Source organism: Bradyrhizobium sp. 187 (assembly GCF_023101005.1).
Lineage (GTDB): Bacteria > Pseudomonadota > Alphaproteobacteria > Rhizobiales > Xanthobacteraceae > Bradyrhizobium > Bradyrhizobium canariense_D.
Window position 1 is genome coordinate 7,327,814 of record NZ_CP064693.1, and the last position, 19,876, is coordinate 7,347,689.

Genomic DNA, 19,876 nt, shown 5'->3' on the forward strand with positions numbered 1-19,876 from the left:
CCGTGGCTAGGTGACGCCCACCCGCCCGTCACAGGAATAAAAATCTTCCAAATTTTCTTGCTTACACAGTGAATTGCTTCTCTTGTAAGCCCGAAATGTAATAGAATCTCGGGGTAGTTCACGCCGGGTCTTGCCATGATCTTCCGCCAGCTCTTCGACAGTGTTTCGGGCACCTACAGCTATCTCCTGGCGAGCCGCGCCGGCGGCGAGGCGCTGATCCTCGATCCCGTGCTGGAGAAGGTCGACCGCTACTGCCAGCTCCTGCGCGAGCTCGATCTCAAGCTGGTCAAGGCCGTGGACACCCATCTGCACGCCGACCACGTCACCGGCCTCGGCGAGCTGCGCGACCGCACCCATTGCATGACCGTGATGGGCGACCAGACCAAGGCCGACGTGGTGGCGATGCGGGTTGCCGACGGCGACAAGGTGACGATCGAGGGCCTGTCGCTCGACGTGATGTACACGCCCGGCCACACCGACGACTCCTACTCCTACTTGATGGGCGACCGCGTCTTCACCGGCGACACGCTGCTGATCCGCGGCACCGGCCGCACCGATTTCCAGAACGGTTCGTCGCGCGCGCAGTACGATTCGATCTTCAACCGCCTGCTCAAGCTGCCCGACGAGACCATGGTGTTCCCGGCGCATGACTACAAGGGCGACACCGTCTCCACCATCGGCGAGGAGAAACGCTACAATCCGCGGCTCCAGGTGCGCTCGGTCGACGACTATATCGAGCTGATGGCCAATCTGAAGCTGCCCAATCCGAAGATGATGGACGTCGCGGTGCCCGCCAACATGCATGTCGGCCTGCACCAGGAGGAGCTGGAGAAAGAGGGCCGCGTGCTCCGCGCCGTCGAGGCGATCCGCAGCCTCGGCCGTCCCGATATCCTGCTGGTCGATTTGCGCGAGACCAATGAGCGGATGAAGCACGGCATGCTCGAAGGCGCGCTGCATACACCCTATCCGTCCGTTGAGGACAGCCTCAAGCCCGGCGGCATGCTGCGCGAGGTCGCGGCCGCCACCGGTCGCCGCGTCGTGTTCTTCTGCGCCTTCGGCGAACGCTCTGCGATGGCTGTCGCCGCCGCCAAGGAGGCCGGGCTCACCAACACCGCCCACATCGCCGGCGGCATCGATGCCTGGAAGAAGGCCGGCGGGCCGGTGGTGCACTGACCGCCTTGAGATAAGTCAGGAACTGCACATATCTTCCGGATAGGTTTGGGCGCAGCATCACTGTCCGGGACCAGCCATGGCCAAGATCGGCAAGCCGAGCGCGCCGCCCAAAATTGCGGACGACGCGCCAGCAAAAGACAAGGCGAAGAAGCCTCAGCCTCCGCGCGACACCGAAGACGATGATTACGAAGACGGCGACATCGCGACACCAAAGCGCGACCGCTACGGGGCGGACGACGAGCCGTTTTGAGGGGCTCGTCTCTTGCCACGCTCTCAACTGTCGTCCTGCCCCGCGCTACTGCCATGCGCCTGCGTTCATGGACAAATAACCGCTCTGCCCGATAGTTTGCGCGTCTCCAAAGGACGTGAAACGGAACTGCAATGGTCGACGTTCTCGCCGCACCGCAGCAAGGCAAGGCGGACAGCGCGCTACGCACGCTGACGGGAATTTCGATCGCGCATTGGGTCAGCCATTTTCATCTGCTGGTCCTGCCGATGCTGTTTCCCTTCCTCAAAAATCAACTCGGCGTCGGCTACGTCGAGCTCGGCTTCGCGCTGACCGTGTCGGCCGTGGTGTCGGGGCTGACGCAGGCGCCGACCGGCTATCTCGTCGACCATTTTGGCGCGCGAAAGATTTTGCTGGGCGGCCTCACCCTCGGCGGCCTCGCGCTGATCCTGCTTGGCCTGCATCTCAGCTACACCTCGCTGATCGCCTGCGCCGTGCTGCTCGGGCTCGCCAACAGCGTCTACCATCCCGCCGATTACGCCATCCTCGCCGAGCACATGGACGAAGCGCGGATGGGCCGCGCCTTCTCGATCCATACCTTTGCCGGCTATTTCGGCGGCGCGGTGGCGCCGGCGATCGTCGCCGCGATGGTCATCGTGTCAGGCGGTGTCGGTGCGCTGATCGCATCGGGCGTGATCGGCGTTCTGGTCGCGGTGTTGCTGGTGACCATGAACATTCCCGATGCCGGCGCGCACAAGACCAAGCCAGGCACCGAGAACGCACCCAAACAGGCCGTGATCACGCCGGCGCTGATCACGCTGACGGCACTGTTCATGCTGCTCAGCCTGTCGGTCGCCGGCATCAACAATTTCGGCGTGGTGGCGCTGATGAGTGGCTATGGCGTGACCTATTCCGCGGCCAATGTCGCGCTCACCGCCTTCCTCGGTGCAAGCGCCGCCGGCGTGCTCGCGGGCGGCTTTCTTGCCGACCACACCGAGCGCCACGGCTATGTCGCCGCCGCCTGCTTCGCCGCGAACGCGGCGATCGTGCTGCTGATCGCGCTGGTCACGCTGCCGGGCTGGGCGCTGACCGCCACGATGGCGGCCGCGGGATTCCTCTCCGGCGTGATCGCGCCTTCGCGCGACATGCTGGTGCGCAATGCAGCACCTCCCGGCGCGGCGGGGCGCGCCTTCGGCATCGTCTCCACCGGCTTCAATCTCGGCGGCATCGTCAGCCCGCTGTTGTTCGGCTGGATTATGGACCAGAGCGCGCCGCATTGGGTGTTCGGCGCATCCGTGATCTTCATGGTCGCGACGGTGGTGCTGTCGCCGTTCACGGAGCGGAAGCGGCAAATCGCGGCTTGAGCAACAAACTCAATTGTCGTCCCGGCCTAGTGCGCAATTGCGCATAGGGGCCGGGGGTCCATAACCACGAATCGGAGTTGTGGCGCAAAGCTGCCAACTCCAAGTCTTCGCCAAACTAAAAATCGTGGTTATGGATCCCGGCCTTCGCCGGGATGACAGTTGTGATTGGGTTGGCTGAAGTGGCCCCTTACGTCGGCGACACCGCGCTATTCAGCGGCGCTGCCTGCGGAGCAGCTCCACCGGTCAGCCTGGCCTTTTCCGTGTTGGGCCAGAGCAGGAGCAGCCCGAGCGCACCGGAGCCGACCATGATCGCGGCGTTGATGGTGAAGCCGGTCATGTAGCCGTCGAGCATGCTGCCGGCGCGCTGGATTACGCTGCCCATCACGAGCGGCGCGATGATGCCGGAAAGCGTATAGAGCGCACCGTAGATCGCGAGAACCGCGCCGCGCTGCGACGTCGGCGTGAACTCGCCGAGCATGGGCGGGCAGACGACGTAGATCGCGCCGCACAGGCCGGAGCCGACCACGAGCAGGGCGATCTGGAGGCCGGCACCTTGGACGTGCGGCATCATCGCGAGGATCAGGCCGCCGACGATCAGCGGCACAGAGCCGAGCACGCCGCGGGAGATCCGCGACGTGTAGCCGCGTGCCAGCATCACCTGCGAGATCCAGCCCGTGAGAATGACGATGGTCGCCCCGAACACCCAGGGCAGGATCGAGACGAAGCCCGCCTGAGACTGCGAGAAGCCGAGGCCCTTGACGATGAAGGGCGTGAACCAGGTGAGCCCGAGCGACAGCGCCCAATAGGCGCCGAAGGTCGCGGTCACACAGCCGATGAAAGTGCGCGATGTCAGAAGCTGGAGATAGGGTATTTTCGGTTCGATCACGGCCGATGCGTGGGTGTCCAGCGGGCCTTCCTTGCCGAGTGCGAGCCAGGCGGCGACCCAGATCAGGCCGACGATTCCAAGCGCACCGAACGCATAGTGCCAGGAATGATTGACGATGATCCAGTTCAGCGCCGGGACCGCCAGGATCACGCCAAAGGCCGAACCTTGCGACAGGATTGCGGTCGGCATCGTGCGCTTCTCGTCGGGGAACCATTTGTAGACTGCGTGCATCGCCACCGAGGCCGCCGGGCCTTCGCCGGCGCCGAGCACGATGCGGCAGATCAGGAGTGTGGTGAAAGAGACGGTGCCGACCATCGGAAACTGCGTCAGCGCCCAGATCACCGCGAGCGTCAACAGCACCCAGCGGGTCGGTACCTTGTTGACGATGAAGCCCACCACGATCGCCGAGATCGAGAACAGGAAGAAGAACGACGAGCCGAGCAAACCGAACTGCTCGGGCTCGAGCTTCAGCTCGGTCATGATCGGAACGCCCGCGAGACCGACGACGATCTTGTCGGCGAAGTTCACCAGCATGAAAAGAAACAGGAGAAATGTAACGGTCCAGGCGCCCTTTGGCGTTTGCTTTTGCGTTTGCTTTTGCGTTTCCTTCGACGTTTCCTTGGACATCCCCGTCATCTTGCCCGCCGCGGGCTGCGTTGCCTGAGCGCTCATCGTTCTCCCCGTCGTCCCTTTTTGGCACTTTTTTGATGTGGTCCTCTTAGGAGCTAACAACGGCTTCAATACCAACGCAACCCGGCATTTCCGCAGCAAGTGTGCTACGCAGCAATTCCGCTAATTCCGTCCGGCGCCATTCATCGTGCTGAGCATCCGAAACCTCTCCAAGACGTTCTCTTCGGCCGGTGAGCCGGTCCATGTCCTGCGCGGCGTCGATCTCGATCTCAAGGCCGGCGAACGCGTCGCACTGACCGGCGAGTCCGGCAGCGGCAAGAGCACACTGCTGCACCTGATCGCAGGGCTCGATGCCGCCGATGGCGGCACGATCCGACTGGAAGACACGGAGGTCACCAAATTGTCCGATGCGGGACGCGCGGGCCTGCGGCGCGACCGGATCGGCCTGGTGTTTCAACAATACAATCTGATCCCGAGTCTGTCGGTCGGGGATAATCTGGTGTTTCAGGCACGGATCGCCGGCCGGTACGACGAGGCTTGGTACAAGGAGCTGATCGAGCGTCTCGGGCTTGGCGGCCTGCTCAAGCGTTATCCAGAACAATTGTCGGGCGGACAGCAGCAACGGGTCGCGATTGGCCGGGCCCTGGCGACGAAGCCGTCGTTGCTGCTGGCGGACGAGCCGACCGGCAATCTCGACGAGGCCACCGCCGAGGACGTGCTGGCCTTGACGCGCGACCTCGTCACGCGCACCGGCTGCGGCTTTCTGATGGTGACGCACAGCCTGCATCTGGCCGCCGCACTCGATCGCCACGTCAACCTGCATGCCGGGCGGATCGCATGAGGCGCGCGCTCTGGGTCCTCGCCGTGCTGCTCAGCCATTGGCGGCGCCACAAGATGCAGTTCGCGACGCTCCTGATCGGGCTGATCGCGGCGACTGCGCTGTGGAGCGGCGTGCAGGCGATCAACCAGCAGGCCCGCAGCGCCTATGACCGCGCCGCGGCAACCTTCGGCGGCGCGCGCACGCCGATGCTGGTCGCGCCTGATGCCGCGACTTTTCCGCAGGAGCTGTTCGTCAAGCTGCGCCGCGCCGGCTGGCCGGTCTCGCCGATGCTGGAGGGACGGGTCCAGGTCAACGGGCGCTCGGTCCGGCTGCTCGGCATCGAGCCGGTGACGCTACCGGTCGATGTCGGCAACGCACCGCGCCTCGGCGCCGCCGATCTGAGCAGCTTCGTGGCGCCGCCGGGCCAGACGCTGGTGGCAAAGGAAACGTTGACCGACTTGCAGGAGCGGGAAGGCGCAGCGCCGCCGATCAGCAACGGCGCAATACTGCCGCCGCTGCGCGTGCTGCCGCAGCTCGTGCCCGACGTGCTCGTGGTCGATATCGGCGTGGCGCAGCGGCTGCTGAACAAGCCGGACCAGATCTCGCGGCTTCTGATCGGCAAGCCCAAGGGCAAGCCCGCGCCCTTAGCGAGCGTCGTCGGCGACCGCTTACAGCGGGTTGAGCCGGATGCGGAGACCGAGCTGGAGCGTCTCACCGACAGCTTTCACCTCAACCTCACCGCGTTCGGCCTGCTGTCGTTCTTCGTCGGTCTTTTCATCGTCAATTCAGCCGTCGGCCTCGCCTTCGAGCAGCGGCTGCCGATGCTGCGCACGCTGCGGGCCTGCGGTGCCTCGGCACGACTGGTCAACACCGTGCTGGTGGTCGAGCTCGTGGCGCTGTCGCTGGTCGCAGGCCTGATCGGGCTCGCCTGCGGCTATTTCATTGCAGCCGCGCTCTTGCCCGACGTCGCAGCATCCCTGCGAGGGCTCTACGGCGCGCAAATCCCGGGGCAGCTCAGCTTGCGTCCCGAATGGTGGCTCGCCGGGATCGGCATCAGCATTGTGGGCGCGCTTGTTGCCGCGGCGACCAGCCTGATCAAGGCTGTCAGGATGCCGGTGCTGGCGACCGCGCAGCCGCGCGCCTGGCAACAGAGGCAGAGCCGTTGGCTGATCCTGCAGAGCGGGGCTGCCTGCGCCGTGTTCGCCGTCGCGCTGTTGCTGCTCCAGTACGGGCAATCGCTGATCGCGGGCTTTGGCGTGCTGGCAGCGCTGATGCTCGGCGCGGCGTTGATCTTGCCGGCCTTCCTCGACATCATCCTGCAAACCGGGCAGCGTTTCGCGCGAAAACCGCTCGCGCTGTGGTTCTGGGCGGACAGCCGGCAGCAGCTCTCGGGATTGTCGCTGGCGCTGATGGCGCTGCTGCTCGCGCTCGCCGTCAATGTCGGGGTGTCCACCATGGTGGAAACGTTCAGCCGCACCTTCATCGGCTGGCTCAACGGGCGGCTCGCAGCCGACGTCTACATCAGCGCCTCCGACAATGCGAAAGGCGTCGCGATCCGCAACTGGCTGAAGGAGCGCAGCGATGTCCAGGCGATCCTGTCGGGCGGACGTGCCGAGGCGCAGGTGCAGGGCCAGCCGGTGGAACTGCTCGGCCTGCCCGATCACGCGCTCTATCGCGAGCGCTGGCCGCTGCTCGAAGCCGCACCCGGTGCCTGGACACAACTCATACCCGGCAATGCCGCTTTCATCAGCGAGCAGCTGAGCCGCCGCCTCAACGTCCGCGTCGGTGACGTCGTTGACGTCCCGGCGCCGGGCGGGACCTGGGAGCTCGACATCGTCGGCATCTATGCCGACTACGGCAACCCCAAGGGACAGCTGGCGGTGAATGTCGCGGCGCTGATCCGGCATTTTCCGCAGACGCCGCAGACGCGCATCGGTCTCATCGTCGCGAAGGAGAATATCCCCGGTCTGATCGCGGCGCTGCAGAAGCAGTTTGCGCTGGACGACCGCAGCGTCGCCGACCAGGCGACGGTGAAGGCGGAATCGATCCGCATCTTCAACCGGACCTTTGCGGTGACCTCGGCGCTGAACGCCTTCACCCTCGGCGTCGCCGGGATCGCGCTTCTGACCAGCCTTCTCACACTGGCGAACTCGCGCCTGCCGCAGCTTGCGCCGCTCTGGGCGATCGGTATCACGCGGCCACGCCTTGCCGCGATCGAATTGACCAAGACGCTGTCGGTCGCGCTGTTCACGTCTCTGCTGGCGGTGCCGCTCGGGCTGCTGGTGGCGTGGTGCCTGATCGCGATCGTCAATGTGAAAGCGTTCGGCTGGCGGCTGCCGTTCCATGTATTTCCGTTGCAACTGGTCGAGCTGGTGGCAGTCGCGCTGTTCGCCTCGTTGCTTGCCACCCTGCCGCCGATGATCCGACTTGCCCGGATGCAGCCGGCGAGCCTCGTCAAGGTGTTTGCCAATGAGCGCTGATGGGATTTCGCGGCGCACCTTCGCCGGCGGCATCGCCGCGCTCGCGGCAGTCCGCCGCGCAGGCGCGCAAGGCTATGCCGGGCTCGGCGAGACAGCCGACGGCTTTGCCAAGGTCACGCCGGGGAAGACGTTCGCCTTTCCGGACGATCACGGGCCGCATCCGGAGTTTCGCATCGAATGGTGGTATCTCACGGCGAACCTCGTCGATGCCAGCGGCGCGGCTTGCAGCCTGCAATGGACGCTGTTCCGACAGGCGACGCAGCCGGGGCCGCAGGGCGAAGGCTGGGCCAATCAACAGGTGTGGATGGCGCATGCCGCGGTAACGCGCGCCGACACCCACCGCTTCAACGAGCTGTTTTCCCGCGGTGGTGTGGGACAGGCCGGAGTCACGGCGAAACCGTTCTCGGCCTGGATCGACGATTGGGAGATGAACGGATCCGAGCGCACCGAAGATCGCGCTTTAGCGCCGCTGACGCTGAAGGCCTCGGGCGCCGACTTCAGTTACGTGCTGACGCTCGAGGCCGATCGTCCGGTGGTGTTGCAGGGCGCCGGCGGCTACAGCCGTAAATCGGAGCGCGGTCAGGCCTCCTATTATTACAGCCAGCCGTTCTATCGCGCCCGCGGCACGCTCACCATCGACGATAGGACGGTCGATGTTTCCGGCCAGGCCTGGATGGACCGCGAATGGAGCAGCCAGCCACTCGATGCCGACCAGACCGGCTGGGACTGGCTGTCGCTGCACCTGTCATCCGGTGACAAGCTGATGCTGTACCGGCTCCGGCAGAAGGACGGCAAAGATTATCCGTTCGGCAACTGGATCAGCGCGATGGGCGAGACGCAGATGATCGCGGGCGACGACATCCAGATGATGCCGAAAGCGACGGCTGAGGTCGCGGGACACAAGCTCCCGGTGGAATGGCAGATCGCGATCCCCTCGCGGTCGTTCTCGATCCAGTGCAAGCCGCTCAATCCACAGGCGTGGATGGGGACCGGTTTTTCCTATTGGGAAGGGCCGATCAGCTTTGCCGGTACGCATGACGGCGTTGGCTATCTCGAGCTGACCGGGTATTGAACCGGGACCTCTTCGAAGGGACTAGCGATGCATCACCTCACCGCCCTCGTCACGCTGCTGGCGATCCTGTTCTACTTCTTCACCTCCATCAACGTGTCGCGCTCGCGCACCAAAACCGGCGTCAAGGTGCCGGCAATGTCGGGCCATCCGGATTTCGAGCGCGCGTTCCGGATCCAGATGAACACGCTGGAATGGATGCCGATCTTCCTGCCGTCGCTCTGGCTTTTCGCGATTTACATCAGCGATTCCGGCGCAGCGGCGATCGGCGCGGTCTGGATCGTCGGCCGCATCGTTTACTTCATCGGCTATTCGAAGGCCGCCGCAAAACGCGGCCCGGGATTTTTTATTCAGGGTATCGCGGCCATTGCGCTGTGGGCGGGGGCGCTGGGGGCGGCGGTGCTGCGACTGGTGTGAGGCAGCCGACATACGGCCACTTGCCCCGCCGTCGTCCTGGCGGAGGCCTGGACCCATAACCACAGGACACGGTTATGGGCACGATGGCGGCGACAGCTTGTTTCAACAAGCGGCTGTCGGGGTAATGGGTCCTGGCTTTCGCCAGGACGACATAGAGATCCTCACTTCGTCAGCGGGCAGCCGCTCTCCTTGGCAGTGAAGAACGCCTTCTCGCCGGGAACGACCGCGAGCTGCTTGTAATAGTCCCAGGGCTTCTTCGATTCCGCGGGCTTCTTGACCTCGAACAGATACATGTCGTGGACCATGCGGCCGTTCTCGAGCACCTTGCCGCCTTGCGCGAAGTCGTCGTCGACCGGCAGCTCCTTCAGCTTCTTGGCGACCGCATCCGGATCCTTGGACCCGGCGGCCTTGACCGCCTTGAGATAGCTCAGCGTCGCCGAATAGGTGCCGGCCTGGATCATGTTCGGCATCCGGCCGGTGCGCTTGAGAAAGCGTTCGCCGAGATGGCGCGTGCGGTCGTTGATGTCCCAGTAATAGCCCTCGGTCAGCACCAGGCCTTGCGCGGCCTGCAAGCCGAGGCCGTTCACTTCGGCGAGCGTCATCAAGAGGCCCGCGAGCTTCTGGCCACCGGAGACGATGCCGAACTCGGACGCCTGCTTGATCGAATTGGTGGTGTCGAGGCCGGCATTGGCAAGGCCGACGATCTTCGCCTTCGAGCTCTGCGCCTGGAGCAGGAAGGAGGAGAAGTCCGAGGAGTTGAGCGGCACGCGCACCGAACCGAGCACCTTGCCGCCATTGGCGGTGACGATCTCGCTGGTGTCCTTCTCCAGCGCGTAGCCGAAGGCGTAGTCCGCGGTGAGGAAGAACCAGCTGTCGCCGCCGGCCTTGGTCAGCGAGCCGCCGGTGCCGACACCGAGCGCGCGGGTGTCATAAGCCCAGTGGAAGCCATAGGGCTGGCAGGCATCGCCGGTGAGGCGCGAGGTCGCAGCGCCGACGACGATGTCGATCTTCTTCTTTTCCTTGGAAAGCTCGTGGATCGCGAGCGCGACCGATGAGGTCGTCAGCTCCGTGATCATGTCGACGTTCTCGACATCGTACCAGCGGCGCGCGATCGAGGTCGCGAGATCCGGCTTGTTCTGGTGGTCGGCGGTGACGAGCTCCACCTTCTGGCCCAGCACCTCGCCGCCGAAATCCTCGATCGCCATCCGGGCGGCCTCGACCGACCATTTGCCGCCGTAATCGGCGTAGACGCCGGACTGGTCGTTGAGGATGCCGATCTTGACGCCTTGCGCAGAGGCCGGCGCGGCCAGCAGCAAAGCCGAAATTGCGACAGCGGCCAAAAGTGCTGATTTCATCTGTTAGCTCCCAGCAGTTTTCTGTTTTGAAATCGCGCGGATACTAGTGAAGAACCCCGGCGGTGCCCATCCATTGCATGTTGGTCGTTAGTATGAAGGGCGTGCCAAGCAAACGGCGTCGTCCCGGCCTAGTACGCAATTGCGCACGGGGGCCGGGACCCATACCGCGGAATCCCTCGGTTGCGGTCGGTAGGAGTACCGAACGACGAATCTTCACTAAACCACGTTCGAGGGTTATGGGTCCCGGCCTTCGCCGGGACGACAGCGTGAATATTGAAGGGTCGGTGGCGCGCCATTTGATACTTATCAGCCCACCGCCTTCGGCTTCCCCTCGTTCTTCCCCTCGGCCAGGTTCCGCACCACCACATAGAAGATCGGCGTGAACAGAAGCCCAAACAGGGTGACACCGATCATGCCGAAGAACACGGCGACGCCGACGGCTTGCCGCATCTCCGAGCCCGAGCCGGACGAGATCACCAGCGGCAAGACGCCGAGGATGAAGGCGAAGGACGTCATCAGGATCGGCCGCAGGCGCAGGCGGCAGGCGTCGATCACGGCCTCCAGCCGCGGCTTGCCTTCTTTCTCGATGTCGCGCGCGAACTCGACGATCAGGATCGCGTTCTTTGCCGCCAGCCCCACCAGCACGACGAAACCGATCTGGGTGAGGATGTTGACGTCCTGCCCCATGATGCGCACGCCGATGGTGGCCGCCAACAGGCACATCGGCACGATCAGGATCACCGCGAACGGCAGGGTCCAGCTGCCGTATTGCGCGGCAAGCACCAGATAGACGAACAGCACGCAGATCGGGAATACGTAGAGACCCGCATTGCCGCCCGTGATCTGCTGGTAGGACAGATCGGTCCACTCGAAGCTGAAGCCACTCGGGAGGGTGTCGTCGGCGAGCTTCTTGATCGCGTTGAGCGCGGTGGTCGAGCTGGTGCCCGGCGCCGGCTCGCCCTGCAGCTCGGAGGCCGCGTAGAGATTGTAGCGCGCGACGCGGTCAGGGCCGGAAACGTCCTTGAACTCGACCACGCTGCCGAGCATCACCATGTCGCCGGAGGCGTTGCGCGTGCGCAACCGCGAGAGATCGCTCGGCTCTTTCCGGAACGGGAAGTCGGCCTGCGCGGTGACGTGGTAGGTGCGGCCGAACAGGTTGAAGTCGTTGACATAAGTCGATCCGAAATAGGTCTGGATCGTGTCGTTGATGCCGGCGATGGGAACGCCGAGCTTCTGCGCCTTGGTGCGGTCGATGTCGACGAAGAGCTGCGGCGTATTGGCCGAGAACGGCGAGAACACGGAGGGAGCGAGCAGCGAGGGCGATTTGCGCGCCGCGGCGACAAGCTCGTCAGTAGCCGCGGCGAGCATCTCCGGCCCACGGCCCTGGCGGTCCTGGATGCGGATGGTGAAGCCGCCACCGGTGCCGATGCCGGGCACGGCCGGCGGCGGAATCACGATGATGAAGGCACCCTGAATCGCGGCCAAGCGTTTGCGCAGCTCGACCGTGATGGCGTTCGCAGACAATCCTTTCTTGATCCGCGCCTCGGGCTCGTCGAACACTGGGAAGAGCGCCGCCGCGTTGCCGGCCTGCGTCCGCGTCGCGCCGGAGAAGCCGGCGAAAGCGGCCACGCGGATGATACCCGGCGTATCCAGCGCGATCCGCTCGATCTCGCGCACGACCTCGGTGGTGCGCGCCAGCGAAGCGGCGCCCGGCAATTGCACGGAGATGATGACGTAGCCGCGGTCCTGCGCCGGAATAAAGCCTTGCGACGTGGTGGCGATCAGCCAGCCGGCGCTGCCGATCAGCACGACGTAGATCAGGATCATCACCGCCGAATGCCGGATCACGAAATTGGCGAGGCCGGCGTAGCCATGCGCGAGACGGTCGAACACGCGGTTAAACACGCCAGTGAAAGCGTTCCAGCCGCGTGCAACAAGATTCCAGCGCGCGGGCGGCCGTTTCTCCTCGTGGGGGACGAGGAGAAGCGAGGCCAGCGCCGGCGATAGCGTCAACGAGCAGAAGCAGGAGATTGCGGTCGCGACCGCAATGGTGACGGCGAATTGCTGGAAGAACTGACCCGAAATTCCGCCCAGAAATGCGGTCGGGACGAACACCGCGCACAGCACCAGCGCGATCGACACCAATGCGCCGCCGACCTCCTCCATGGTCTTCAGCGCGGCATCGCGCCGGCTCATGCCATGCTCGAGATGCCGCTCGACATTCTCGACCACCACGATGGCGTCGTCGACCACGATACCGACGGCGAGAACGAGCCCGAACAGCGTGAGATTGTTGATCGAGAAGCCGAGCGCCGCCATCACCGCGAAGGTGCCGACCAGCGAAACCGGAATCGCGATGATCGGAATGATCGCGGGACGCCATCCCTGCAGGAACACCAGCACGACGACGACCACGAGCAACATGGCCTCGTAGATGGTCTTGATCAGCTCGTGGACGGACTGCGCGATGAACTCGGTCGGGTTGTAGCCGATATTGAAGTCGAGGCCTTTCGGAAAGGTCTCCTTCAGCTTCGTCATGGTGTCCGAAATGTTCTTCGCGGTCGCGAGCGCGTTCGATCCCGGCCGCTGCGTCACCAGCATGGCGACCGCCGATTTGCGCAGCAGGAAGCTGTTGGTGGAGTAGGCGAGAGCACCAAGCTCGATACGGGCGACGTCGCGCAGGCGCACCGTGCGGCCGTCGGAGCCGGCCTTGATCAGGATGTCCTCGAACTGCTTCTGGTCTTTCAATCGCCCGGTGAAGGTGAGGTTCGGCTGGAAGGCGCGGTCGGCGATCGGCGGTTCGGCGATCTGGCCGCCCGCGATCTGCACGTTCTGCGCGCGGATCGCGGCGAGCACCTCGGTTGCGGTCAGGCCGAGATTGGCGATCCGGTCAGGATCGAGCCATAGCCGCATCGAATAATCGCGCGCGCCGAAGATCTGGATGTCGCCGACGCCGTCGATCCGCAGCAGCTGATCGCGGACCTGGAGCAGCGCATAGTTGGAGATGTAGAGTTGGTCGAACGTGTCGTCGGGCGACAGCATGAACACGACCATCAGGATGTCGGGCGAGTTCTTGCGCGTGGTGACGCCGTTGCGCTGAACCTCTTCAGGCAAACGCGGCTGCGCGATCGCAACGCGGTTCTGCACCAGCACCTGGGCTTTGTCGAGATCGGTGCCGAGCTTGAAAGTGACGGTGATGGTGAGCTGGCCGTTCGAGGTCGCCTGGCTGTAGAGATACAGCATGTCCTCGACGCCGTTGATCTCCTGCTCGATGGGTGCGGCAACCGTGTCGGACACGGTCTGCGCGGAGGCGCCGGGATATTGCGTGGTGACGACGACGGTCGGCGGCACCACTTGCGGATATTCGGAGACCGGCAGCGTGGTATAGGCCAGCGCGCCGACGATCAGCAGCACGATCGACAGCACCATCGCCAGGATGGGCTGGTTGATGGAGAGACGGCCAAGATTCATGATTTGCCACCGGCGGGCGCTGGTGCCGTCTGCGGTGCGACCTTGGCACCGACGCGGGCGCGCTGGATGCCGTTGACGATGACGCGGTCGTCCGCCTTCAATCCCTCGCGGATCACGCGCAGGCCCTCGTCGAGCGGTCCGAGCGTCACGGGACGCGCCTCGACGGTGTCGTCCGGCTTGACCACGAACACGATCTTGCGGGACTGGTCAGTTGCGACCGCAACGTCGGGGATCAGCAGCGCTTCATAGGGCGCGCTGCCGATCAGTCTGATACGCCCGAACTGACCGGGCAGGATCGAAAGATCGGTGTTCTTGACCACGGCGCGGCTGCGCAGCGTGCCGGTGGAGACATCGAGGCGGTTGTCGAGGAAATTGATGCTGCCTTCACGGGATGGTTTCGTCTCGCCGGCGAGCGTCACCTGCACCGGGTTCGCCGTATCGCGCGAACTCGGGCGGCGGCCTTCGAACCACAGCTTGCTGTATTTGATGAAGGTCGCCTCATCCATGTCGAAATAGATATAGATCGGGTCGAGCGTCACGATCGAGGTGAGCAGCGTCGACGTTCCGGTATCGCTGCCCTGCACGAGATTGCCAGGGCTGACAAGGTGGCGGCTGACGCGGCCGGTCAGCGGCGCCGTCACATGCGTGAATTCGATATTGAGCTTGGCGACTTTGAGCGCACCCTCGGCCTGTGTTTCGGCAGCGTGCGCAGCCTGCAAGGCCTGACGGCGCTGATCGACCACCTGCTCGGAGACGGCGCTGGTCTGCACCAGGCTCAAACCGCGATCGAGCTCCCGCTTTGCAAGCTCCACCTTGGCACGGGCATCGGAAAGCTGCCCCTCGGCCTGCGTGGCCACCGCCTCGAACGGACGTGGGTCGATGACGTAGAGCAGATCGCCCTGACGCACGATGGCGCCATCCTGGAATTCGACAGAGTTGACGAACCCGCCGACGCGCGGGCGGACCTGCACCTCCTCCATCGCCTCGAAGCGGCCGGTGAACTCGTCCCAATCGGTGACGGTGCGCTTGACCGGTTGGGCGACGGTTACCGGCGCCGGCGGGGGAGCGCTCGCTTGCGAGGCCGGCTGGCCGCAACCGGTGAGCACGAACGCCGCGGCGAGAAGGCCGACGATGGCGTAAGGCCGAGGCGAAACGAAATCGTGCGTTTTGACAAATTGCTCGCTTCCGTCCGGTCCAGTCATCCCAGGTCCTCGCATCAAAGCCGCGGAAAAAGCAGGGTACGCCTGTACCCGCGGGCGCCACAAGATGGGTGGCAATGATGAACTCTTCAAGACCAAAGCGCAGGCAATGCTCGGAGGAATGCCCTGGCCGGATGACGGGTTGACAGGGCTTGTTGGCCTCTCCCCGTAAGCCGGGAGAGCAAGCGGAGAGTGCGTTAGCGTCTTCGCACATGACGGGCGGAGCCGGCTCGGCTAGATTGCTCCTCATAAAACAAGACGAATTGTCCGGGGAGGACAGGCGTGCACCAGGGACGTGTCGTTTACGGCGCGATCGAGGAAGTCGTGTTCGGCCACCCCGCGGCCGAGGCCGTGGTCGCCCAGATGGACCGGCTGGGGACGCGCCGCGCCTTCCTGATGGTCTCGGGCACGCTCAACCGGCAGACCGACGAAATCGCCAAGATCAAACAAGCCCTGGGCACAAATTGCGCGGGCGTCTTCGATGCCATGCCGGCGCACACCCCGCGCGAGGCGGTGATCGCCGCCACCAATGCGGCGCGCGAAGCGGGCGCCGACCTGATCGTCACCGTGGGCGGCGGCTCGATCACCGACGGCGCCAAGGCGGTGCAGCTCTGCCTCGCCAACGGCATCGACGATGTCGACGGCATCGAGCGTATCCGCGTGCACAAGGGCGTCGCGCCCGAGATGACGGCGCCGACCGTGCGTCAGATCAGCGTGCCGACCACGATCGCCGGCGGCGAGTTCAGCTCGATCGCAGGCGTCACCGACCGCACCGCCCATGTGAAACAGATGCTACGGCATCCGCTCAGCGTTCCGCGCGCGACCATCCTCGATCCCGCCATCACCGTGCACACGCCGGAATGGCTATTCCTCTCGACCGGCATCCGCGCCATCGATCATTGCGTCGAGGCGATCTGCTCGCGCGAGACGCACCCCTATGCCGACGCGCAATCGGTGAAGGGCCTCGCCATGCTCGCCGACGCGCTGCCACGGGTGAAGGCTGACCCTGCTGACCTCGACGCGCGAATGGATGCGCAGATCGGCACCTGGCTGTCGATGGGCGCGCTCGCCGCTGGCGTGCCGATGGGCGCGAGCCACGGCATCGGTTACGTGCTGGGCGCAGCCTTCGACGTACCGCATGGCTACACCTCCTGCGTCATGCTGCCGGCCGTGATGCGCTGGAATGCGCGCGACAATGCCGAGCGCCAGATGATCGTCGCGGCCGCAATGGGCTTTCCCGGCCACGCGGCAGCCGATGTGCTCGATGCCTTCATCCGCTCGCTCGGCATGCCGCGCAGCCTCGCCGATGTGCGCGTCTCGCCGGAGCATTTCGACGCCATCGCGGACGCTGCGATGCGCACGAACTGGATCCCGCGCAACCCGCGCAAGATCGACAGCCCCGCTCAAGTGCGCGAAATCCTGCTTCTTGCCGCATGATCCAAAGCCGGAGGACTGATGTACCCAGGTCAGCATGCCCGCCTGCGCCCACTCCAGCCCGCCTTCATCATGGCGACGACCGGCGAGGCCGTCACCTATCGCGAGCTCGATGCGCGCAGCAATCGGCTGGCGCACCTGTTCCGCAAGTATGGCCTGAAGCGGCTCGACCACTACTCGATCTTCATGGAGAACAATTCCCGCTACCTCGAAGCCTGCGGCGCGGGCGAGCGCTCCGGCCTCTACTACACCTGCATCAACTCGTTCCTGACGCCGGGCGAGTTCGCCTATCTCCTGGTCAACAGCCAGTCGAAAATCCTGATCACGTCGGTTGCGAAGCTCGATATCGCCCGCGAGGCGATCAAGGTCTGCCCCGACATCAAGCTGTGCATCGTCGCCGACGGCCCGGGCGAGAGCGAGCGCATCGTCGGCCTCACTGAGGTAACCGCCGACCTGCCGAAGACGCCGATCCCGGATGAATGGCTCGGCACCGCCATGCTGTATTCATCGGGCACGACGGGACGGCCAAAAGGGATTCTGCGGCCGCTTCCGGAGGAGCCGCCGAAACACAATCTGCCGTTGTTCGATTTCCTGACAAAGCTTTGGCACTACCGCGAGGGCATGATCTACCTGTCGCCGGCGCCGCTCTATCATTCGGCGCCGCAGGCCGCCGTGAACCTCACGATCCGCATGGGCGGCACCGCGATCATCATGGAGAATTTCGATCCCGAGCGTTACCTCCAGCTCGTCGAGCGGTGGGGTATCACTCACACCCAGTTGGTGCCGACGATGTTCTCGCGCATGCTCAAGCTGCCGGAGGAGGTGCGCACGCGCTACGACCTGTCGTCGCTCGAGATCGCGATCCATGCCGCCGCGCCCTGCCCCGCCCTGGTCAAGGACGACATGATCAAATGGTGGGGACCGATCATCCACGAGTACTACGGCGCGACCGAAGGCCTTGGCTTCACCGCCTGCGACAGCGCGGAATGGCTCGCCCATCGCGGCACCGTCGGCAAGGTCCTGCTCGGCGATCTCCACATTCTCGACGAAAACATGAAGCCATGCCCGACCGGCACGCCGGGTCAGGTCTGGTTCAAGACGGCCTCGCCATTCGAATATTTCAACGACCCGGAGAAGACCAGGGAAGCGCGCTCGGCCGACGGCAGCATGAGCACGGTCGGCGACGTCGGCTATGTCGACGAGGATCGTTTCCTTTATCTAACGGACCGCGCGACCTTCATGATCATCTCCGGCGGCGTGAACATTTATCCGCAGGAGTGCGAGAATCTGTTGATCACCCATCCGAAGGTTGCGGACGCCGCGGTGTTCGGCGTGCCCAATTCCGATCTCGGCGAAGAGGTGAAGGCGGTGGTGCAGCCGATGCCCGGGGCCGTGCCGGGCGAGGCGCTCGCCGAGGAGCTGATCGCGTTCTGCGGGGCGTCGCTGTCGCGGCAAAAGGTGCCGCGCTCGGTCGATTTCGAGAAGGAGTTGCCGCGGCTGCCGACGGGGAAGCTGTACAAGCGGCTGCTGCGGGACCGGTATTGGGGGAACAAGGCGTCAAGGATTGTGTGAAGGGCCGCTGTCGCCGGAGAAACTTCCCTCTCATCGTGAGAGACACCCCTGCGGCCTTCCGTCGTCCGAATTGCCGAGAGAGTAGCGGACCTTGACGGTTGCCTCACCGCGCACGCGCCGCTATCGTCGGGACAAACAGGCCGCAAAAGGCCGATGTCCAGGGAGGACGAGGATGCGGAGCGTACGGGCGCTCGCCGCGACGGCGGCGCTATCTTTGCTTGCGTTTTCGAGCGTTGCACTCGCCAGCGAGCCCAAGCAGGGCGGCATTTTGCGGATGTACCACCGCGACAGTCCCGGCAATGCCTCGATCCACGAAGGCGCGACCTACTCGCTCAACGTTCCCTTCATGCCGGTGTTCAACAACCTCGTCATCTACAAGCAGGACGTGGCGCAGAACAGCATGGACACCATCGTGCCCGAGCTCGCCGAGAGCTGGGCCTGGGTCAACGACAACAAGACGCTGACCTTCAAGCTACGCCAGGGCGTGAAGTGGCACGACGGCAAGCCGTTCACCTCGGCGGACGTCAAATGCACCTTCGACATGCTGATGGGCAAGTCGCAGCAGAAGTTCCGGCAGAACCCGCGCAAGAGCTGGTACGAACAGGTCAACGACGTCTCCACCAACGGCGATCTCGAGGTCTCCTTCAATCTGAAGCGGCCACAGCCTTCGCTGCTGGCGCTGCTCGCCTCGGGCTACACGCCGGTCTATCCCTGCCACGTCTCGCCCGGCGACATGCGCACGCACCCGATCGGCACCGGGCCGTTCAAGTTCGTCGAGTTCAAGGCCAATGAATCGATCAAGCTGACCCGCAATCCCGACTATTGGCGCAAGGGCCGGCCCTATCTCGACGGCATCGAGTTCACCATCATCCCGAACCGCTCCACCGCGATCCTCGCGTTCGTCGCCGGCAAGTTCGACATGACCTTCCCGACCGAGGTGAGCATCCCGCTGCTCAAGGACGTCAAATCGCAGGCGCCGAACGCGGTCTGCGTGGTCGAGCCCAACAATGTCGCCACCAACATCATCGTCAATTCGTCCGCGCCGCCGTTCGACAATATCGACATCCGTCGCGCCATGGCGCTGTCGCTCGACCGAAAGGCCTTCATCTCGATCTTGTTCGAGGGCCAGGGTGACATCGGCGGCACCCTGCTGCCGCCGCCGAATGGGCTGTGGGGGATGCCGAAGGAGATGCTCGAGACCATTCCGGGCTACGGCCCCGACATCAACGCCAACCGTGAGGAAGCGAAAAAGCTGATGCAGAAGGCCGGCTATGGGCCGGATAAGCATCTCGCCGTCAAGGTCTCGACCCGCAACATTCCGGTCTACCGCGATCCTGCGGTGATTCTGATCGATCAGCTCAAGAGTATCTATATCGACGGCGAGCTCGACGTGGTCGAGACCGCAAACTGGTTCCCGAAGATCGCGCGGAAGGATTACATGCTCGGGCTCAATTTGACCGGCAATGCCGTCGACGACCCCGACCAGTCCTTCTACGAGAACTATTCCTGCGGCTCCGAGCGCAACTACACCAATTACTGCAACAAGGAGATCGAAAAGCTGTTCGACGTGCAGTCCCAGGAGACCGACATTAACAAGCGCAAGAAGCTGGTGTGGGACATCGACAAGAAGCTGCAGGAGGACGTCGCCCGCCCGATCATCTTCCACGCACGTACCGGCAGCTGCTGGCAACCTTACGTCAAGGGCGTGACGGTGATGTCGAACAGCTCCTACAATGGCTATCGCTACGAGGACGTCTGGATGGACAAGTAGCGCGGGCGG

14 protein-coding genes are annotated in these 19,876 nt (G+C 64.3%); 10 read left to right on the forward strand and 4 right to left on the reverse strand.

Translation table 11 applies throughout. The annotated features are described in order from the left end of the window. The first annotated feature begins 135 nt into the window (after nucleotides 1-135). From IVB19_RS35300 to IVB19_RS35310, 3 genes are all read left to right on the forward strand, one after another. The gene (locus tag IVB19_RS35300; protein WP_018455981.1) at nucleotides 136-1,173 is read left to right on the forward strand and encodes an MBL fold metallo-hydrolase; all 1,038 of its coding nucleotides are present in this window, start codon (nucleotides 136-138) and stop codon (nucleotides 1,171-1,173) included. A 76-nt stretch (nucleotides 1,174-1,249) separates the two neighbouring features. Then, entirely contained in the window at nucleotides 1,250-1,423 is a 174-nt protein-coding gene (locus IVB19_RS35305) for a hypothetical protein (RefSeq protein WP_247820797.1), read from the forward strand. 131 nt (nucleotides 1,424-1,554) lie between these two features. Continuing rightward, entirely contained in the window at nucleotides 1,555-2,763 is a 1,209-nt protein-coding gene (locus IVB19_RS35310; protein WP_018455979.1) for an MFS transporter, read from the forward strand. A 187-nt stretch (nucleotides 2,764-2,950) separates the two neighbouring features. On the opposite strand, the gene IVB19_RS35315 is transcribed toward IVB19_RS35310, so the two are convergent. Beyond that, the gene (locus IVB19_RS35315; RefSeq protein WP_247295946.1) at nucleotides 2,951-4,321 is read right to left on the reverse strand and encodes an MFS transporter; all 1,371 of its coding nucleotides are present in this window, start codon (nucleotides 4,319-4,321) and stop codon (nucleotides 2,951-2,953) included. Between the two features lie 145 nt (nucleotides 4,322-4,466). On the opposite strand from IVB19_RS35315, the gene IVB19_RS35320 reads away from it, so the two are divergent. From IVB19_RS35320 to IVB19_RS35335, 4 genes are read left to right on the forward strand one after another with little or no spacing between them, the layout of a single operon-like run. After that, nucleotides 4,467-5,120 (forward strand): ABC transporter ATP-binding protein, encoded by a 654-nt coding sequence (locus tag IVB19_RS35320; RefSeq protein WP_018455977.1) that lies wholly within the window; start codon nucleotides 4,467-4,469, stop codon nucleotides 5,118-5,120. Next, entirely contained in the window at nucleotides 5,117-7,579 is a 2,463-nt protein-coding gene (locus IVB19_RS35325; protein ID WP_018455976.1) for an ABC transporter permease, read from the forward strand. The genes IVB19_RS35320 and IVB19_RS35325 overlap by 4 nt, the downstream gene beginning before the upstream one ends. Then, the gene (locus tag IVB19_RS35330) at nucleotides 7,569-8,651 is read left to right on the forward strand and encodes a lipocalin-like domain-containing protein (protein ID WP_247295944.1); all 1,083 of its coding nucleotides are present in this window, start codon (nucleotides 7,569-7,571) and stop codon (nucleotides 8,649-8,651) included. Before IVB19_RS35325 ends, IVB19_RS35330 begins: the two co-directional genes overlap by 11 nt. Before the next feature lie 27 nt (nucleotides 8,652-8,678). Next, nucleotides 8,679-9,065, forward strand: a complete 387-nt coding sequence (locus tag IVB19_RS35335; protein WP_018455974.1) for an MAPEG family protein — start codon at nucleotides 8,679-8,681, stop codon at nucleotides 9,063-9,065. A gap of 161 nt (nucleotides 9,066-9,226) precedes the next feature. Here IVB19_RS35335 and IVB19_RS35340 read toward each other — a convergent pair whose 3' ends face one another. From IVB19_RS35340 to IVB19_RS35350, 3 genes are all read right to left on the reverse strand, one after another. Beyond that, nucleotides 9,227-10,420, reverse strand: coding sequence for an ABC transporter substrate-binding protein (locus tag IVB19_RS35340; RefSeq protein WP_026233063.1), 1,194 nt, complete (start codon nucleotides 10,418-10,420; stop codon nucleotides 9,227-9,229). A gap of 306 nt (nucleotides 10,421-10,726) precedes the next feature. Beyond that, nucleotides 10,727-13,891, reverse strand: coding sequence for an efflux RND transporter permease subunit (locus IVB19_RS35345; RefSeq protein WP_018455972.1), 3,165 nt, complete (start codon nucleotides 13,889-13,891; stop codon nucleotides 10,727-10,729). Further along, nucleotides 13,888-15,093: an efflux RND transporter periplasmic adaptor subunit gene (locus tag IVB19_RS35350; protein WP_018455971.1), complete on the reverse strand. Its 1,206-nt coding sequence runs from the start codon at nucleotides 15,091-15,093 to the stop codon at nucleotides 13,888-13,890. Before IVB19_RS35350 ends, IVB19_RS35345 begins: the two co-directional genes overlap by 4 nt. A 279-nt stretch (nucleotides 15,094-15,372) precedes the next feature. Here IVB19_RS35350 and IVB19_RS35355 point away from each other — a divergent pair, with 279 nt between their 5' ends. The 3 genes from IVB19_RS35355 (at nucleotide 15,373) to IVB19_RS35365 (ending at nucleotide 19,867) form a co-directional block, all read left to right on the forward strand. Next, on the forward strand, nucleotides 15,373-16,527 hold the full coding sequence (locus tag IVB19_RS35355; RefSeq protein WP_018455970.1) for an iron-containing alcohol dehydrogenase: 1,155 nt from the start codon (nucleotides 15,373-15,375) through the stop codon (nucleotides 16,525-16,527). Nucleotides 16,528-16,545: 18 nt separating this feature from the next. Then, nucleotides 16,546-18,096 carry an AMP-binding protein gene (locus IVB19_RS35360; RefSeq protein ID WP_247295941.1) on the forward strand — a complete coding sequence of 517 codons (1,551 nt, stop codon included), beginning with the start codon at nucleotides 16,546-16,548 and terminating at the stop codon, nucleotides 18,094-18,096. Between the two features lie 172 nt (nucleotides 18,097-18,268). Continuing rightward, nucleotides 18,269-19,867, forward strand: coding sequence for an ABC transporter substrate-binding protein (locus IVB19_RS35365; RefSeq protein ID WP_085361917.1), 1,599 nt, complete (start codon nucleotides 18,269-18,271; stop codon nucleotides 19,865-19,867). The last annotated feature ends 9 nt before the right edge of the window (nucleotides 19,868-19,876 follow it).

What these genes read in the sequence shown, in the direction of transcription:
- IVB19_RS35300 (WP_018455981.1), top strand. Translation starts at nt 136, where the DNA reads ATGATCTTCCGCCAGCTCTTCGACAGTGTTTCGGGCACCTACAGCTAT.
- IVB19_RS35305 (WP_247820797.1), top strand. Translation starts at nt 1,250, where the DNA reads ATGGCCAAGATCGGCAAGCCGAGCGCGCCGCCCAAAATTGCGGACGAC.
- IVB19_RS35310 (WP_018455979.1), top strand. Translation starts at nt 1,555, where the DNA reads ATGGTCGACGTTCTCGCCGCACCGCAGCAAGGCAAGGCGGACAGCGCG.
- IVB19_RS35315 (WP_247295946.1), bottom strand. Translation starts at nt 4,321, where the DNA reads ATGAGCGCTCAGGCAACGCAGCCCGCGGCGGGCAAGATGACGGGGATG.
- IVB19_RS35325 (WP_018455976.1), top strand. Translation starts at nt 5,117, where the DNA reads ATGAGGCGCGCGCTCTGGGTCCTCGCCGTGCTGCTCAGCCATTGGCGG.
- IVB19_RS35330 (WP_247295944.1), top strand. Translation starts at nt 7,569, where the DNA reads ATGAGCGCTGATGGGATTTCGCGGCGCACCTTCGCCGGCGGCATCGCC.
- IVB19_RS35335 (WP_018455974.1), top strand. Translation starts at nt 8,679, where the DNA reads ATGCATCACCTCACCGCCCTCGTCACGCTGCTGGCGATCCTGTTCTAC.
- IVB19_RS35340 (WP_026233063.1), bottom strand. Translation starts at nt 10,420, where the DNA reads ATGAAATCAGCACTTTTGGCCGCTGTCGCAATTTCGGCTTTGCTGCTG.
- IVB19_RS35345 (WP_018455972.1), bottom strand. Translation starts at nt 13,891, where the DNA reads ATGAATCTTGGCCGTCTCTCCATCAACCAGCCCATCCTGGCGATGGTG.
- IVB19_RS35350 (WP_018455971.1), bottom strand. Translation starts at nt 15,093, where the DNA reads ATGACTGGACCGGACGGAAGCGAGCAATTTGTCAAAACGCACGATTTC.
- IVB19_RS35360 (WP_247295941.1), top strand. Translation starts at nt 16,546, where the DNA reads ATGTACCCAGGTCAGCATGCCCGCCTGCGCCCACTCCAGCCCGCCTTC.
- IVB19_RS35365 (WP_085361917.1), top strand. Translation starts at nt 18,269, where the DNA reads ATGCGGAGCGTACGGGCGCTCGCCGCGACGGCGGCGCTATCTTTGCTT.